General features: G+C 70.3%; 14 protein-coding genes. 8 read left to right on the forward strand and 6 right to left on the reverse strand.

All coding sequences use genetic code 11. From position 1 onward, the window contains the following. Positions 1 to 65: 65 nt before the first annotated feature. Positions 66 to 923: a hypothetical protein gene (locus WDLP6_RS25270; protein ID WP_443083464.1), complete on the forward strand. Its 858-nt coding sequence runs from the start codon at positions 66 to 68 to the stop codon at positions 921 to 923. 1 nt (position 924) lies between these two features. On the opposite strand, the gene WDLP6_RS25275 is transcribed toward WDLP6_RS25270, so the two are convergent. From WDLP6_RS25275 to WDLP6_RS25290, 4 genes are all read right to left on the reverse strand, one after another. After that, positions 925 to 1443 (reverse strand): Dps family protein, encoded by a 519-nt coding sequence (locus WDLP6_RS25275; protein ID WP_162569885.1) that lies wholly within the window; start codon positions 1441 to 1443, stop codon positions 925 to 927. Between the two features lie 74 nt (positions 1444 to 1517). Next, on the reverse strand, positions 1518 to 2471 hold the full coding sequence (rbsK, locus tag WDLP6_RS25280) for a ribokinase (RefSeq protein WP_232077310.1): 954 nt from the start codon (positions 2469 to 2471) through the stop codon (positions 1518 to 1520). After that, positions 2468 to 2875, reverse strand: a complete 408-nt coding sequence (locus tag WDLP6_RS25285) for a PIN domain-containing protein (RefSeq protein WP_162594574.1) — start codon at positions 2873 to 2875, stop codon at positions 2468 to 2470. The genes rbsK and WDLP6_RS25285 overlap by 4 nt, the downstream gene beginning before the upstream one ends. Before the next feature lie 26 nt (positions 2876 to 2901). Further along, the gene (locus tag WDLP6_RS25290) at positions 2902 to 4128 is read right to left on the reverse strand and encodes a THUMP domain-containing class I SAM-dependent RNA methyltransferase (protein ID WP_162594575.1); all 1227 of its coding nucleotides are present in this window, start codon (positions 4126 to 4128) and stop codon (positions 2902 to 2904) included. 109 nt (positions 4129 to 4237) lie between these two features. On the opposite strand from WDLP6_RS25290, the gene WDLP6_RS25295 reads away from it, so the two are divergent. From WDLP6_RS25295 to WDLP6_RS25325, 7 genes are all read left to right on the forward strand, one after another. Beyond that, positions 4238 to 4906: a response regulator gene (locus WDLP6_RS25295; RefSeq protein WP_162569889.1), complete on the forward strand. Its 669-nt coding sequence runs from the start codon at positions 4238 to 4240 to the stop codon at positions 4904 to 4906. Then, complete coding sequence (locus tag WDLP6_RS25300; RefSeq protein ID WP_162594576.1) at positions 4906 to 6756, forward strand: sensor histidine kinase; 1851 nt, start codon at positions 4906 to 4908, stop codon at positions 6754 to 6756. The genes WDLP6_RS25295 and WDLP6_RS25300 overlap by 1 nt, the downstream gene beginning before the upstream one ends. A gap of 116 nt (positions 6757 to 6872) precedes the next feature. Next, entirely contained in the window at positions 6873 to 7220 is a 348-nt protein-coding gene (locus tag WDLP6_RS25305; RefSeq protein ID WP_162594577.1) for a hypothetical protein, read from the forward strand. Positions 7221 to 7274: 54 nt separating this feature from the next. Further along, positions 7275 to 9053, forward strand: a complete 1779-nt coding sequence (locus WDLP6_RS25310; protein ID WP_162594578.1) for a hybrid sensor histidine kinase/response regulator — start codon at positions 7275 to 7277, stop codon at positions 9051 to 9053. 21 nt (positions 9054 to 9074) lie between these two features. Continuing rightward, on the forward strand, positions 9075 to 9662 hold the full coding sequence (locus WDLP6_RS25315; protein WP_162594579.1) for a cytochrome b: 588 nt from the start codon (positions 9075 to 9077) through the stop codon (positions 9660 to 9662). Beyond that, the gene (locus WDLP6_RS25320; protein ID WP_162594580.1) at positions 9659 to 10345 is read left to right on the forward strand and encodes a YceI family protein; all 687 of its coding nucleotides are present in this window, start codon (positions 9659 to 9661) and stop codon (positions 10343 to 10345) included. Before WDLP6_RS25315 ends, WDLP6_RS25320 begins: the two co-directional genes overlap by 4 nt. A gap of 44 nt (positions 10346 to 10389) precedes the next feature. After that, complete coding sequence (locus WDLP6_RS25325; protein WP_162595254.1) at positions 10390 to 11007, forward strand: YceI family protein; 618 nt, start codon at positions 10390 to 10392, stop codon at positions 11005 to 11007. Between the two features lie 12 nt (positions 11008 to 11019). Here WDLP6_RS25325 and WDLP6_RS25330 read toward each other — a convergent pair whose 3' ends face one another. Beyond that, positions 11020 to 12618: a phospholipase D family protein gene (locus WDLP6_RS25330; RefSeq protein ID WP_162594581.1), complete on the reverse strand. Its 1599-nt coding sequence runs from the start codon at positions 12616 to 12618 to the stop codon at positions 11020 to 11022. An 11-nt stretch (positions 12619 to 12629) separates the two neighbouring features. Next, positions 12630 to 14228, reverse strand: a complete 1599-nt coding sequence (locus WDLP6_RS25335; protein WP_162594582.1) for an RNA polymerase factor sigma-54 — start codon at positions 14226 to 14228, stop codon at positions 12630 to 12632. Positions 14229 to 14235 lie beyond the last annotated feature (7 nt).

Below are 14235 nucleotides of genomic sequence, written 5' to 3' on the forward strand. Positions count from 1 at the left end.
GCGCGTAGCGCGAAGGCTGCTCCGTGAGTTCGGTCCGGCGCGGCGGCGCATCGACGCGCGTACAGATGCGCAAGGGCATCGCCTCGGCGCCGGCGCCGCTGGAGACGGGTGCGCTGTCCCCGGCGGCCGGCGACTACGCGGCCTTCCTGCGCGCCATGCTGCCGCAGCAGACCCGCGCCGTCACCAGCCATCGGCTCGGCAACGAACGGGTCTGGCTCAAGAAAGCCGGCGCTCGCCACGGCAAGCTGCGCTATCACCTGCAGGCCGTGATCGCCGGTGTGCTGCGCCTCGAGGTATTGCAGCCGGTGCCCAATCCCGGTGGCGAGGCCGCCATCGCGATCGAAGCGCGACGCTTGCGCGCGCTCGGCGCGGTCGGACTGCGCGTGCCGGCGGTGCTGGCCCAGCAGCCCGATGGCCTCCTGATTTCGGACCTGGGCCAGAGCGGCCGCCCGCCCGTGGTGCTGCAGGAGCGGCTGGACCAGGCCGCGGCCGTCGGTCCCGCCGCGTTGCTCTCGGTATGGCGCGAGGCACTGTCCGCGATCGCCATCGTCCATGCGCGCGGCGCCTACCTGAGCCAGGCCTTCGACCGCAACCTGGTGCAGTGCCCGGACGGCGCGATCGGCTACATCGATTTCGAGGACGACCCCGGCGAGACGCTGGCGCTGGCCGAATGCCAGGCGCGCGACTGGCTCAGCTTCCTGCACTCCACGGCGATGCTGGTGGATGCCGCTTCGCCGCATGCGGCCGGCACGCACTGGCACGCGGTGCTGGCCGATGCGGACGACGAGGTGCGCGAGCGGCTGGTGGTGGCCGCGCGCCGCATGCGCTGGCTGCGGCATCTGCCGGCGGGCCGGCGCTGGGGCCGCGACACGCAGCGCATCCGCGCCGCCGCGCGGCTGCTGGCGCTGTGGTACGGGCGATGAGTCAGGTCGTGCGGCCCGACTCGAACAGGAACCAGTTGCGGCGCTCCGCCTCGTCGATCCAGACTTCGAGCAGGCTCGCAGTGGCGACGTCGCCGTAGCTGTCGCACAAAGCGTGCGTCTCGCGCATGAAGCCGGCCAGGCGCTGGTTGTCCTCGCGCAGCTCGGCCAGCATGTCGGCCGGCGTCACGAAATCGGCATCGTTGTCCGCGAGCCGCTGCAGCCGTGCAATCTGCCCGGTCGAACGCAGCGTGGTGCCGCCGAGCTTGCGCACGCGCTCGGCGATCGGGTCGGTGGTGGCGTAGATCTGGTCGGCCTGCTCGTCGAGCAGCAGGTGGTAGTCGCGGAAGTAGGGCCCCGACATGTGCCAATGGAAGTTCTTGGTCTTGAGGTACAGCGCGAAGGTGTCGGCCAGGAGCGCATTGAGTTCCGCCGAGATGTCGCGCGTGGCGTCGGCGCCCAATGCCGTCGGCGTGTTCAATGGCGCCAGGCGCCGCTTCTTCGCATTCTTCAGGTTGGCCATAGGCTGTGCTCCGTGGTGAATGTTCGTCGGCGTCGGCGGTCCGGCGCCAGGATGGGGTGTACCACGTTCGGCAGCTACAGAGATATCCAGTCGGGAGGCAGGGCGCTCTGCAGCACGGCATCGCGCCGTGGAATGGAAGGCTGGGCGCCGGGCTGCGTGATGCACAGCGCCGCGGCGCGGATGCCGAGCCGCACGGCGTCGTCGAGCGCATCGCCGCCGGCCAGCGACACGGCCAGCGCGCCGAGGAAGGTGTCGCCGGCGGCCGTGGTGTCCACGGCCTGGATGCGAAGCGCCGGATGATGGCGCGCGCCGGCCGCATCGATCGCCACGGCACCGCGCGCGCCCAGCGTGACGACCACCCGCTCGACGCCGCGCACGCGCAGCGCCCGGCCGGCGGTGGCCGCCGCGTGCGGGCTGTCGGCCGGCTGGCCGGCCAGCATCTCGGCCTCTCGCTCGTTCAGCACCAGCGTGTCGATCATCGGCCAGAACGCGTCGTCGACGGATTGCACGGGCGAGGGATTGAGCATCACCTTGCAGCCGGTCCGGCGTGCGATCCTCATCGCATGCGCGACCTGCGGCAGCGGGCTTTCGAACTGCGTCACCAGAAACGCCGCACCCTGCAGTTGCGCGGCCAGCGCGGCCTCGTCGATCTCGAGCCGCGCATTGGCGCCCGCGATCACCACGATGCGGTTCTGGCCCGTGTCCTCGACCATCACCAGGGCCGTGCCGGTGGGCGCATCGGCATCGGTGCGGATCGCCGCGATGTCGATGCCGTCCTGCAGCAAGCCCTGGCGCAGCGCCTCGCCGTATTCATCGGCGCCGACGCAGCCGACCAGGCCGACGCGCGCGCCCTGGCGCGCGCAGCTCACCGCCTGGTTGCCGCCCTTGCCGCCCGGCATGCGGTGGATCGAATGGCCCTGCAGGGTCTCGCCCGCGACCGGCGCATGCGGCACGCGCAGCACCAGGTCCATGTTGAGGCTGCCGAGCACGACGATGCGCGGCGGCACGAGGGGAAGCTTCGGGTTCATGACACAACGACGCCCCATGCCGCGAGCCGCTTGCGCAGCGCCAGCACCGCGCGGTCCTTGCTCAGGAGCCGCGCGCGGCGGGCGACCGCGAGATCGATGAAGACCTGGTCGTCGGGATCGCTGCACACGCAGGGCGCGCGCGGCGGCACGCCATCCACCCGCTCGGTCCGCGCATCGAAAGCCGCGAGCACTTCGCGCGCATCGCGCGCCTGCTGCGCCAGGCGCGCAACGATGGTCGGATAGCCGAGCACGCGCGCGAATTCGTCGCGCATCGCCGCGGTGACCAGCCAGCGCAGCGTCCCTGCCTCGAGCGCCGCAGCGAGCGCTGCGCAGCCGGGATCGTCGAACACCAGCAGGTCGAGCGCGATGTTGGTGTCGAGGACGATCGCCTCGTTCGCGGACATGGGCACGCGCGTCGCCGATCCGCGATTCAGCTGCGTCCGCGCGCCGAGCCGGCGACCATGTCGAAGCGGAACAACCGGCACTCGATCGGCCCGTTCCACATCGGCACGCGGCGCGATTCCTTCAGGCGCATGCGCTTGGGCAACTGCAGATCGGGCGTCAGCACCCAGGCGGTCCAGCCGGCGTAGTTCTTCTTCCAATGGCTCGCGAGCTGCACGAAGAACTCGCCACCGTCCTCGGTCTGCGCTTCCTCGCGGCCGCCAGCCTTGGCACGCGCCACGCCCGCGACTTCGATGCGCTCGCCGTACGGCGGATTGAGCACGATCACGCCCGATGCGGCCGGCGGCATGCGCTGCAGCGCATCGCCGCCGCGGAACTGCAGCGCCGCGGCGACACCCGCACGTTCGGCATTGCGCTCGGCGAAGTCGACCATGCGATGCGACACGTCGGAGCCGAAGATCACGGGCTCGCCCGAACGCGCGGCCGGCACCGCCTCGGCCTTCAGCCCCGACCACACATGGTCCTGGAACGGCAGCAGCTTCTCGAAGCCGAAGCGCCGCAGCGATCCGGCCGCGATGCCGCACGCGATCTGCGCGGCCTCGATCGCGATGGTGCCGCTGCCGCAGCAGGGGTCGTAGAGCGCGTCGGCCGAAACCTCGCCGGTCTCGGGATTCCACCAGCCGCTGGCGGCCAGCATGGCGGCGGCCAGCGTTTCCTTGAGCGGCGCATCGCCCTTGTCCTGCCGCCAGCCGCGCTTGAAGAGCGGCTCGCCGGAGGTGTCGATGTAGAGCGTGCAATGGTCGGTCGTGAGGTGCGCGAACACGCGCGCATCGGGCCATTGGGTCTCGATGCTGGGCCGCACGCCGCCGGCCTTGGCGCGGAAGCGGTCGGCGATCGCATCCTTGATGCGCAAGGTCGCGAAGTTGAGGCTCTGCAGCGGGCTGTGCTGCGCGGTGGTCTCGATCTTGAAGGTCTGCTTCGGCGTGAACCAGATCTCCCAGGCCACGCCGCTCGCGATGGCATAGAGGTCGTTCTCGCTGCGGTAGGGCGCGTGCGCGAGTTCGATCAGAACGCGCTGCGCGAGCCGGCTGTGCAGGTTGAGCTTGAGCGCCTCGCGCCAGTCGGCACGCACGCGCACGCCGCCGCGCAGGGTCAGCAGGTCTTGGCCGGCGCGGCCGGTGAGCGCGTGGACCTCCTGCGCGAGGAAGTCTTCGACGCCGGCGGCGCAGGGCAGGAAAAGGGAGAGTTCGTTCATGGCGCGATCAAGGGAGGCAGTATCCCATGCACCCATAGCGCCTTTGCGCTATGGCCACGCCGTGTCCACGCAGGGACAATGGCCGGCATCCATCGCCCGAGGAGCCGCCATGCCCACCAGCGTGCTGATCGTCGAAGATGAACCGGAGTTCATGCGCCGCTTCGCCAACGCGGTGCTGGCGGACCCCGAACTGCACCTGGCCGCGGTGGTGTCGACCGGCGCCGCCGCGCTGAGCGTCCTCGATGCAGAGGCGCCGGATGCGATGCTGGTGGATCTCGGGCTGCCCGACATGGACGGCGTCGAGGTGATCCGCCACGCGGCGCTGCACCGGCCCGGATGCGACGTGCTGGTGGTCACCATGTTCGGCGACGACGAGCACGTGCTGGCCTCGATCGAGGCCGGCGCCACCGGTTACCTGCTGAAGGACGCGGTGGCCGAGCGCATCGCAGCCAGCATCCACGAACTGCGTGCCGGCGGCTCGCCGATCAGTCCGGGGATCGCGCGCCGCGTGCTGGCGCGCTTCCGTGTCGGCGCCCTGCCCGCGGAACGTGCCGAGCCGGCCGCTGCGGCGGCGAGCGCCGCACCTTCGCCGCTGACCGAACGCGAGACCGAGATCCTGCGCCTGACGGCCAAGGGCCTGAGCTTCGAGACCATCGGCCAGCTGATCGGCATCTCGCCCCACACGGTCGTGGCGCACGTCAAGAAGATCTACCGCAAGCTGGCCGTGCATTCGCGCGGCGAGGCGGTCTACGAAGCGAGCCAGATGGGGTTGCTGTGATGCGGCGTGCGTGGGCAGCGGCCGTGCTCGCATCGGCGCTCGCCTGCATCGCTGCAGCGGCGCAGACGCTGGCGCCGTACGACGCAGCAGTGCTGGTCTCGGCGAGTCTCGCGCCACCACCGCCCGATGCGGCCTGGCAGCCGGTCGCGCTCCCCGACGACAGCGCGTATTCGCGCCCCGGCCGCGACCGCACGCAGGCCTGGTACCGCATCGGCTTCGACGCGGCCGAGGCCGTCGCCGCGCCCGAGGCCTGGGCCGCCTACCTGCCTTACCTCTACGACGGCGGCAGCGTGTGGCTCAACGGCGCGCTGCTGACGCACATGCCCGAGAACACGGTCGCGTTGCGGGCGCGCTCTTACCGGCCTTACATGATCCCCTTTCCCTCGGCGCTGCTGCACGCAGGGCGCAACGAGCTGATGGTGCGGGTCGCGCCCTCGCCGACCTACCCGGTGCGCTTTGCGCATGTCGAGGTCGGGCCGCAGGCACGGATCGTGTCGCTGTACGACCGACGGCTGTTCTGGATGCGCGCGGTGCCGCAGATCACGGTGCTGTTCTCGCTCGGCGTCGCGGGCTTCGTGCTGTTCATCTGGTGGCGCAGGCGCAGCGAGGTGCTCTATGGATTGTTCGGCCTTGCAGCGGCGCTCTGGGGCATTCGCACGCTGAACTTCATCATCGATGCGCTGCCGCTTTGGGAATGGCAATGGTGGCGCATCGCGTATCACTGCGCGACCGGCGGCTTCGTCGTTGCGATGGCGCTGTTCACGCTGCGCTTCGCAGGCTTGCGCAGGCCCCGGCTGGAGCGTGCGCTTCTCGCGTACTGGGCCATCGGGCCGCTGTGGTTCGCGCTGCAGGGCTTCGCGGCCGAGCCGCTGGTCGCGCGTATGTGGCTGGGCGGCATGATCCCGGTCGGCGTGGCGATCATCGCGCTGTCGTTCTGGGCCGTGGTGCGGCAGCGCACGCTGCTGTCGGCGGTGATGCCCGCGGCCATGGCCTTCGCGGTGCTGGTCGGCATCCACGACTACCTGATCAACTGGGATTCGGGCGTGATCGGCCGCTTCTTCCCCGACTGGGCCGGGCATCGCATCTACCTGCTGCACTACGGCTCGATCATGCTGCTGCTGGCGATGGGCGGCGTGCTGACGGCGCGCTTCGTGCAGACGCTGGGTTCGCTGGAGGAGCTGAACCGCAGCCTGGAAACGCGCGTGGCCGACCGCGAGCGCGCACTGGCCGCCAACTATGCGCGCGTGGCCGCGCTGGAGCGCGAGCATGCGGCCGCGGAAGAGCGGCAGCTGATCATGCGCGACCTGCACGACGGGCTCGGCTCGCAGCTCTTCACTTCGCTGTCGCGCGTGGAGCGCGGCGACATGGACGGCGATCAGATCGCCGCCGCGCTGCGCGCCTGCATCGCCGACATGCGGCTCGCGCTCGACGCGCTGGCGTCGGAGGAGCACGACCTCGGCGCCGCGCTCGGCAATTTCATGTTCCGCTGGGAAGCGCAGCTGATCGAGGCCGGCGTGCGTTCGAGCTGGGCCATCGACGTGCCCGACGGCGCATCGACGCTGTCGCCGCATGCCGCACTGCAGCTGCTGCGCGTGGCGCAGGAGGCGCTGACCAACGTGCTGCGGCATGCACGCGCCACGCGCGTGCAGGTGCGGCTGCACCGGCAGGACGGCATGCTCGCGCTGGAGGTCGAGGATGACGGCTGCGGCCTCGACGTATCGGCCTCGCCGACAGGCGGCCGCGGCATGGGCAACATGCGTTCGCGCGCCCAGCGCCTCGGCGGGCTGCTGGACTTTCGCTCGGGCGCGAGCGGCACCTGCATCGTGCTGCGCCTGCCGATCGCCGCCTGACGCGAACGCGGGATCACGCAACGCGAAGGCGGCATTTTCGGCCGCGCCCTCACTGCCTAGATTTGCATCAGCGCGCCGCCCATGGCGCGCGGTCCGCAAACCCGCAGGAGAAACGTATGCAGGTCTTCGCCATGATCCCCCACTTCCTCGGCTCCTTCACCGCCGTCATCGCCTGGATCTACCTGGTGTCGAACTCGACACGCGTCTTCAGCTACCTGCCGCAGATCCTCGCGATCTGGCGCTGCCGCGACGGCGCGCGTTCGATCTCGCTGTGGTCGTGGACCTCGTGGTCGATCTCGCACGTCACGGCCGGGCTGTACGGCATGGTGGTCGCCCACGATGCGTACCTGGTGCTGATCTCGGTGCTCAACCTGGTCGGCTGCGCCGCGGTCACACTGGTTGCCGCGCGCCGGCGCGGGCTGCTGCGCGGCCGGCGCCCAGCCGCGCAGAGGACGGCCGCGTGACACCGGATCCCGCACAGTGGCCGTATAGTGCCGGCAGCCCACTTCCGCCGCACGATGACGACCCAGCCCGCCAAAGCATCGCTCTCGCCATCCGGCCGCTTCCATATCCAGCGCGAGGTGCTGCGCCTGAGCACGCAGCCCAGTGGCCCCGTGCTGCTGGTGCAGTTCCTGCTCGATTGCGGCGTGGCGGCGCTGTTCGCGTGGCAGTACTCGGTCCCGCATGCCCTGATCTGGATCGCGCTGATCGCGGCCACGACGGCCTACCGCGGCTTCTTTCCGCAGCGGCTGCCGGCAACGCTCACGCCCGCCGACCTGTCGCATGCGCTGCGCGTGCACACCCTGCGCATCGCGCTGCACGAGGGCGCGCACGGCGCCGCGGGCGTGCTGCTGTTCAATCCCGCCGACGGCACCTCGCAGCTGCTGCTGGGCGTGGTGATCATGGGGATGACGCTGTCGTCGGCGTTCTCGGTCTCCTACCACACGCCCGCGATGCAGCTCGCGATCACGCTGCTGCTGACGCCGGTGATCGTGATGGGCCTGGCCTTCGGCGCGCCGCCGATGGTGGCGCTGGCGGTGCTCGGCGTCGGCCTCTTGGCGATGGTCTGGAAGCTGGTGGCCGAGCGCTCGCGCCAGCTCGAGGAGAACATCGGCCTCAGGCAGAACGAAAGCACGCTGCGCGAGCAGGCGCTGGCCGGCCTGCGCGAATCGCAGCAGGCGCAGGCCGAACGCCTGCGCTTCTTCTCGGCCGCCAACCACGATCTGCGGCAGCCGGTGATGGCGATGGGCCTGCAGGCCGAGGTGCTGCGCCAGCAGCTCGATGCCGGCGCGGACACGCCCACCGTGCAGGCCACCGTGGCCTCGCTCTCACGCGCGCAGCAGGCGCTCGAAGGCCTGACCAACCAGCTGCTGGAGATCGGACGCATCGAAGCCGCCGCCGATCCGCTGACGCCGGCCGCGCTCGCGCTGGCGCCGCTGCTTCATGAGCTCGCGCGCCAGGCCGGCAGCGGCCGCGTGCGCGTGCGCTGCCCGGCCGACGCGGTGGCGTGGACCGATGGCGTCGCATTGCGGCGCATCCTCGGCAACCTGGTCGACAACGCGCTCAAGTTCACGCCGCAAGGCCGCGTGCTGCTCGCCTGCCGCCGGCGCAGCGGCGGCTGGCGCGTCGAGGTGCGCGACGCGGGCATCGGCATCGCCTTCGAGGCGCAGGAGCGCGTCTTCGGCGACTTCGAGCAGGTCGGCAACGTCGAGCGCAACCTGCAGCGCGGACACGGGCTCGGGCTGGCGATCGTGCGCCGGCTCGCGCAGCGGCTCGGCCTGCAGGTCAGCCTGCGTTCGCGGCCGGGCCAGGGCTCGGTGTTCGGCTTCGTGGTGCCGGCCGCGCCGGCCGACGCGCGCCTTGCGCAGGCGGCGAGCGACGCGCCGCTGCAGGCCGCCGACGCCACTGCCCCGGACGCGAACGCCGGCCTGCGTGCCGGATTGGCCGTGCTGGTGGTCGAGGACAACGCGGTGGTCGCCGACAGCATCGCCGCGCTGCTGCACCTGTGGGGCGCGCGGCCGCGCGTCTACGGCAGCGCCGCCGAGGCGATCGCGCTGGCCGATCTGCCATCGATCGACATCGCGCTGTGCGACATCCGCCTGCCGGGCGAACTCGACGGCATCGCGCTGGCCGAGCAGCTGCAGCGGCAGCGGCCCCAGCTGGCCATCGCGCTGATCTCGGCCGATATCGACGAAGCGACGCAGAATCTCGCGCGCGACCGCGGCTGGGGTGCGCTGCGCAAGCCGGTGCAGCCGCAGGCGCTGCGCGAGTTGCTGCTGCTGTGCGCAAAAGTCTGAGCGGCGGCTTATGCTCCACGCATGTCCGCCGAGCCGCTGAAGCATCCCGTGGCCAGGCCCCGCCCCGGCGGCGGCCGTCGCTACGGCGCGGTGGCGATCGCGCTGCACTGGCTGCTCGCGCTGATGATCGCGGCGTCGTTCAGCGTCGGGCTGTACATGGCCGGCCTGCCCTTCTCGCCGCTGCGGCTGCGGCTCTTCAACTGGCACAAGTGGGCCGGCATCACCATCCTGACGCTGTCCGCCGTGCGCCTGCTGTGGCGCCTTTCGCATCCACCGCCGCCCCTGAGCGCGCGCATCGTCGACGCAATGCCGGGCTGGCAGCTGTCCGCCTACCGCAGCACGCACCTCCTGCTGTATCTGCTGTTCTTCGCGGTGCCGCTGCTCGGCTGGGCCTACACCTCCGCGCTCGGGCTGCCGGTCGTGCTGTTCGGCGTGCTGCCGCTGCCGGACTTCGTGGCAGTCGACAAGGAATTTGCCGAAGCGGTGCTCAAGCCGATGCACCAGGTCAGCGCCTTCCTCCTGGCCGCGGTGGTGGGGGTGCATATCGGTGCCGCGCTCAAGCACCGCTTCGTCGACCGCGACGATTTGCTGGATCGCATGTGGGTATGAAGCTCTCCCCCGGGCTTGCCCACTTCGTGTCGCCGCCTCCCCCCTCGCCGGGGACAACACCGGCGGCCCGGCTGAGCCGGTTCCGCGGTGTTTTCCGAAAGGGCCTGGCTTTGCCGGCCGGGCGGGCCTTGTGCGCCGCTGCATTGGTTGCCGTCGCAGGGCTGGCCAGCGCTGCCGGGCCGATGGCCAGGCTGGTGCCCGGGCAGGGGCGGATCGCCTTCGTGACCAAGCAGATGGGCGTGCCGGTGGAAGGCACGTTTCAGCACTTCGATGCCCAGATCGCCTTCGATCCGAAGAAGCCCGAGGGCGGCAGCGTAGCGCTGCAGATCGACGTCGGCAGCGCCACGCTCGGCCTGCCGCAGAGCGATGCCGAACTGCCGAAGCCGGCCTGGTTCGACGCCGCCCGCTTTCCGAAGGCCAGCTTCCAGTCGAACGCGATCAAGGCGACCGGCGGCGGGCACTTCGAGGTCATGGGCAAGCTGACGATCAAGGGCACCGCGCAGAACGTGACCGTGCCGGTGGACATCGCGCAGAGCGGCGGCCAGTCCGTGGCCACCGGCACGCTGACCCTGCAGCGCCTCGCGTTCAAGGTCGGCGACGGCGAATGGACCGACACCTCGATGGTGGGCGACGACGTGCAGGTCCAGTTCAGGCTGGTGCTGACCGGCCTCGGTCCGCTGTAACGGCAGCACCCCTTTCCACATCCAATGCCATGCAAAAGCCCTCCATGAAGCCGTTCATCCTCCTCGCCGCACTGGGTGCCATGGCGACGCTCGCCGCCGCGCAGCAGGCGCCCGAAGCAGCCGCCAAGCCGAGCGGCGGGCCGGTCAAGGGTGGCACCTATGTGGTCGACCCGACCCACACCTTCGTGATGTACGAGATGGGCCACTACGGCACCACCACCAACCGCGGCCGCTTCAGCACCAAGGACGGCTCGGTGAAGATCGACGGCAGCGGCGCCAGCGGCAAGGTCGACATCACGATGGACATCAGCTCGATCAACACCGGGGTCGACCTGCTGAACCGGCATGTGCTGAGCAAGGACTTCTTCAACGTCGCCGAGTTTCCGACCGGCCGCTTCGTCGCCGACCGGATCGCCTTCAGCGGCGACAAGGTCATCGAGGTGCCGGGCACGCTCACGCTGCTGGGCCAGACGCGCCCGGTCACGCTCAAGGCCAGCCGCTTCGGCTGCTACATCAGCCCGCTGATCAACCGGCAGGTGTGCGGCGGCGACTTCGAGACCACGGTGCAGCGCAGCCAGTTCGGCATCCTGTGGGGACTGAACTTCGGCTTCGAGGACAAGGTGCACTTGCTGGTGCAGGTCGAGGCCATCGATATCCAGTAATCCTGCCGAGGGCTACAACAGACTCTCGGGCGCCAGCGGCGCGAGCAGCTCGAGCATCACGCGGTCCCACAGGCGCGCGTCGGGTTCCTGCGTCAGCACCTGCTCGGTGCCGCCGTCGGTGCTGACCCACTCGAGCCGTTCGCTGCCGGGCGTGAAGCGCACGCGGTAGGCGCCCTGCTGCTTCAGCACCTCGATCAGCTTCAGCAGCTGCTGCGCCATCTCGGGGCTGTAGATGATGAGTCCGATCTCGGTGTTGTGCGTGTCCGAGCGCGGGTCGAAGTTCATCGAGCCCAGGAACAGCGTGCGCCCGTCGAAGACAGCCGCCTTCGCGTGCAGCCGACCGACCTGCGAACCGAACAGGCCCAGCCGCACGCTGCGCCGCGTGCGCGCCGAACTGAGCTCGTACAGCTCGGCACCGAGCCGCAGCATGTCGGGCCGATAGCGCCGGTAGCCGGTGTGGACCAAGGGCTCGTCGGTGGCCGCCAGCGAGTTGGTGACGACGCTGATCTTCACGCCGCGCCCGCGGATCTCGCGCATCACCTCCAGCCCGGCCTTGCCCGGAATCAGGTAGGGTGACACCAGTGTCACGTCGGAGCGCGAACGCCGCATCTGTTCGACCACGTTGTAGCGCACGCTGTCGACATCGAGCAGCGGCACGCCGCCGTAGGTCACGGGCTTGTCGATGACGCGGTCGGGCGAATCGGCATAGGCCTCGGCAAGGTTCCAGATCAGGTCCAGCTTGCCGGCCTTGATGTCCTCGGGGATCGGGCTGTAGCCGAGCACGTCGTTCGGCGCCGAGGGACGCGGCACCGGCGTGGTCGCCGGGCCGGTCTTCTCGTCGAAGCTGCGCCGCAACGCGTCGGGCGAAAGGCCGGTCGCGACGACGGTCTGGATCGGCCGCACGTAGTCGCTGTTCCAGTACTGGTCGAACAGGCTCGCCAGCCGCGGGATCAGCGCGCCGGCCACGAAGGTGTCGATGTCGAGGAAGTTGGCGCCGGCCGTCTGGGTGAAATACTGGTTGCCGATGTTGCGCCCGCCGGCCACGCCCATCGCGCCGTCGGCGATGAAGAGCTTGTTGTGCATGCGGTGGTTGACGCGGTCGAAGTCGAACAGCGAGGCAGCAAAGCGCTTCACGAGGCTGCCGCGGCCGGCCGGGAAGGGATTGAACAGCCGCAGCTCCACGTTCGGCGTCGCGGCCAGGCCGAGCAGCAGTTCGTCCTCGCCGGAGGTGTAGAGGTCGTCCATCAAGAGGCGCACGCGCACGCCGCGCTCGGCTGCATCGCGCAGCGTTCGCAGGAAATAGCGGCCCGTCTCGTCATCCTCGATCTGGTAGTACTGGACGTCGAGCGTGCGCTCGGCCCGGCGCGCCAGTTCAAGGCGCGTGTTGAGCGCGAAATCGCCGCCGGGCATGAGGCGGAAGCCGCTCAGGTCCGGGTCCGGCGACGAGGCCTGCGCGATGCGGCCGAGCGCGGTGTCGGCCGATGCCGGGACGGCCTTCGAGGGCGTGTGCGCGAACTCCTTCGGCAGCATCGCGCAGCCGCCGGCCAACAGCATCATCAGCGCCGCCAGCCCCAGGCCCAGCCAGCGCGACAGGAACCCCGGGCCGTTCATCGCGTGAACCCCTAGAGGGCCTTGCGCAGATTGGCCGGCGCGATGCGCAGCGCCTCGCGGTACTTGGCCACGGTCCGGCGCGCGCATTCGATGCCCTGCTCCTTGAGCATCTCGGAGACCTGGCTGTCCGACAGCGGCTTTCTCGTGTCCTCGGCGCTCACGAACTGCTTGATCAGCGCGCGCACCGCGGTGCTCGACGCGTTGCCGCCGGTCTCGGTGCCGAGTGCCGAGCCGAAGAAGTACTTGAGCTCGACGGTGCCATAGGGCGTCGCCATGTACTTGGCGGTGGTCACGCGGCTGATGGTCGACTCGTGCAGGCCGAGCTCGTCGGCGATCTCGCGCAGCACCAGCGGCCGCATCGCGAGCTCGCCATGCACGAAGAAGCTCTTCTGCCGCTCGACGATCGCGTTGGACACGCGAAGGATGGTGTCGAAGCGCTGCTGGATGTTCTTGATGAACCAGCGCGCCTCCTGCAAGCGCTGCGACAGCGCCTGGCTGCCCTCGCCCTTGTGCTGCTTGAGCGCGCCGGCGTAGATGTCGTGCACGCGCAGGCGCGGCATGACCTCGGGATTGAGCATGACGCGGAACTTGACGTTCGTGCCCTGGCCGATGCGCGTGACGATCACGTCGGGCACGACGACGTTGCGCTCGACATCGACGAAGCGGCGCCCCGGCTTGGGCTCGAGCCTGGCGATCACCTGCAGCGCGGCACGCACCGTGTCTTCGCTGCTGCGGGTGAGCGTGGCCAGGCGCTTGAAATCGCGCCGCGCGAGCAGCTCCATCGGCTGCTTGCAGACGGCGATCGCGGTCTTGCGGATCTGCGCCTCCTGGTCGCCCTCGTTCGCATGCGCCAGCGCGCGCAGCTGGATCGTGAGGCATTCGCCGAGGCTGCGGGCGCCGACGCCGACCGGCTCCAGGCTCTGCAGCAGACCGAGCGCGACCTGGAAGTGGTGCACCAGCTCGTCGAACTGGTCGTTGTCTTCGCCCGCGAGGCCGGAGGCGAGCGCCGGCAGCGAGTCCTCGAGGTAGCCGTCGTCGTTGAGCGACTCGATCAGGAAGCGCAGCGCGGCGCGGTCGTTGTCGTCCAGCCGCAGGCCCAGTGCCTGGCGGTGCAGGAAAGATTGCAGCGACTCCTGGCTGCGCGCCAGTTCGGTGGCATCGGCACGCTCGTCGTCGCCGAGGTTGTTGGCGCGCGCGGGCGCGTCGCCGCCCCACTCGCTGTCGTCGGGTGCCACATCGACGGTGCCATCGCCTTCCCAGCCGGGCTCCCCATCCGTGCTGTCAGCCGTGGCCGGCGCGTCGGCTTCGGCCGCGGTGCTCGTGCTGCCGACGCCGGCGTCAGCCAGCGGCGCGGACGGGCCGGCCGGCAGCTCGCCGTCGCCCTCGGCCAGGCGATCGTCGTCGCGCACCGGTGCATCGGCCGCGTCGAGCCCGAACTCCTCGCGCTGCGCTTCTTCGGCGGTGCGTTCGAGGAACGGGTTGTCGTCGAGCATCTGCTCGACTTCCTGGCTCAGCTCGAGCGTGGACAGCTGCAGCAGCCGGATCGACTGCTGCAGCTGCGGCGTGAGCGCGAGATGCTGAGAGACTCGAAGCGAGAGACCCTGCTTCATCGGATTG

Origin of the sequence: Variovorax sp. PBL-E5 (assembly GCF_901827185.1) — a bacterium.
Classification (GTDB): domain Bacteria; phylum Pseudomonadota; class Gammaproteobacteria; order Burkholderiales; family Burkholderiaceae_C; genus Variovorax.

Bases quoted from the DNA above. Each gene is read 5' to 3' on its own strand.
- WDLP6_RS25270 (WP_443083464.1), top strand. From the start codon at position 66: ATGCGCAAGGGCATCGCCTCGGCGCCGGCGCCGCTGGAGACGGGTGCG.
- WDLP6_RS25275 (WP_162569885.1), bottom strand. From the start codon at position 1,443: ATGGCCAACCTGAAGAATGCGAAGAAGCGGCGCCTGGCGCCATTGAAC.
- rbsK (WP_232077310.1), bottom strand. From the start codon at position 2,471: ATGAACCCGAAGCTTCCCCTCGTGCCGCCGCGCATCGTCGTGCTCGGC.
- WDLP6_RS25285 (WP_162594574.1), bottom strand. From the start codon at position 2,875: ATGTCCGCGAACGAGGCGATCGTCCTCGACACCAACATCGCGCTCGAC.
- WDLP6_RS25290 (WP_162594575.1), bottom strand. From the start codon at position 4,128: ATGAACGAACTCTCCCTTTTCCTGCCCTGCGCCGCCGGCGTCGAAGAC.
- WDLP6_RS25295 (WP_162569889.1), top strand. From the start codon at position 4,238: ATGCCCACCAGCGTGCTGATCGTCGAAGATGAACCGGAGTTCATGCGC.
- WDLP6_RS25300 (WP_162594576.1), top strand. From the start codon at position 4,906: ATGCGGCGTGCGTGGGCAGCGGCCGTGCTCGCATCGGCGCTCGCCTGC.
- WDLP6_RS25305 (WP_162594577.1), top strand. From the start codon at position 6,873: ATGCAGGTCTTCGCCATGATCCCCCACTTCCTCGGCTCCTTCACCGCC.
- WDLP6_RS25310 (WP_162594578.1), top strand. From the start codon at position 7,275: ATGACGACCCAGCCCGCCAAAGCATCGCTCTCGCCATCCGGCCGCTTC.
- WDLP6_RS25315 (WP_162594579.1), top strand. From the start codon at position 9,075: ATGTCCGCCGAGCCGCTGAAGCATCCCGTGGCCAGGCCCCGCCCCGGC.
- WDLP6_RS25320 (WP_162594580.1), top strand. From the start codon at position 9,659: ATGAAGCTCTCCCCCGGGCTTGCCCACTTCGTGTCGCCGCCTCCCCCC.
- WDLP6_RS25325 (WP_162595254.1), top strand. From the start codon at position 10,390: ATGAAGCCGTTCATCCTCCTCGCCGCACTGGGTGCCATGGCGACGCTC.
- WDLP6_RS25330 (WP_162594581.1), bottom strand. From the start codon at position 12,618: ATGAACGGCCCGGGGTTCCTGTCGCGCTGGCTGGGCCTGGGGCTGGCG.
- WDLP6_RS25335 (WP_162594582.1), bottom strand. From the start codon at position 14,228: ATGAAGCAGGGTCTCTCGCTTCGAGTCTCTCAGCATCTCGCGCTCACG.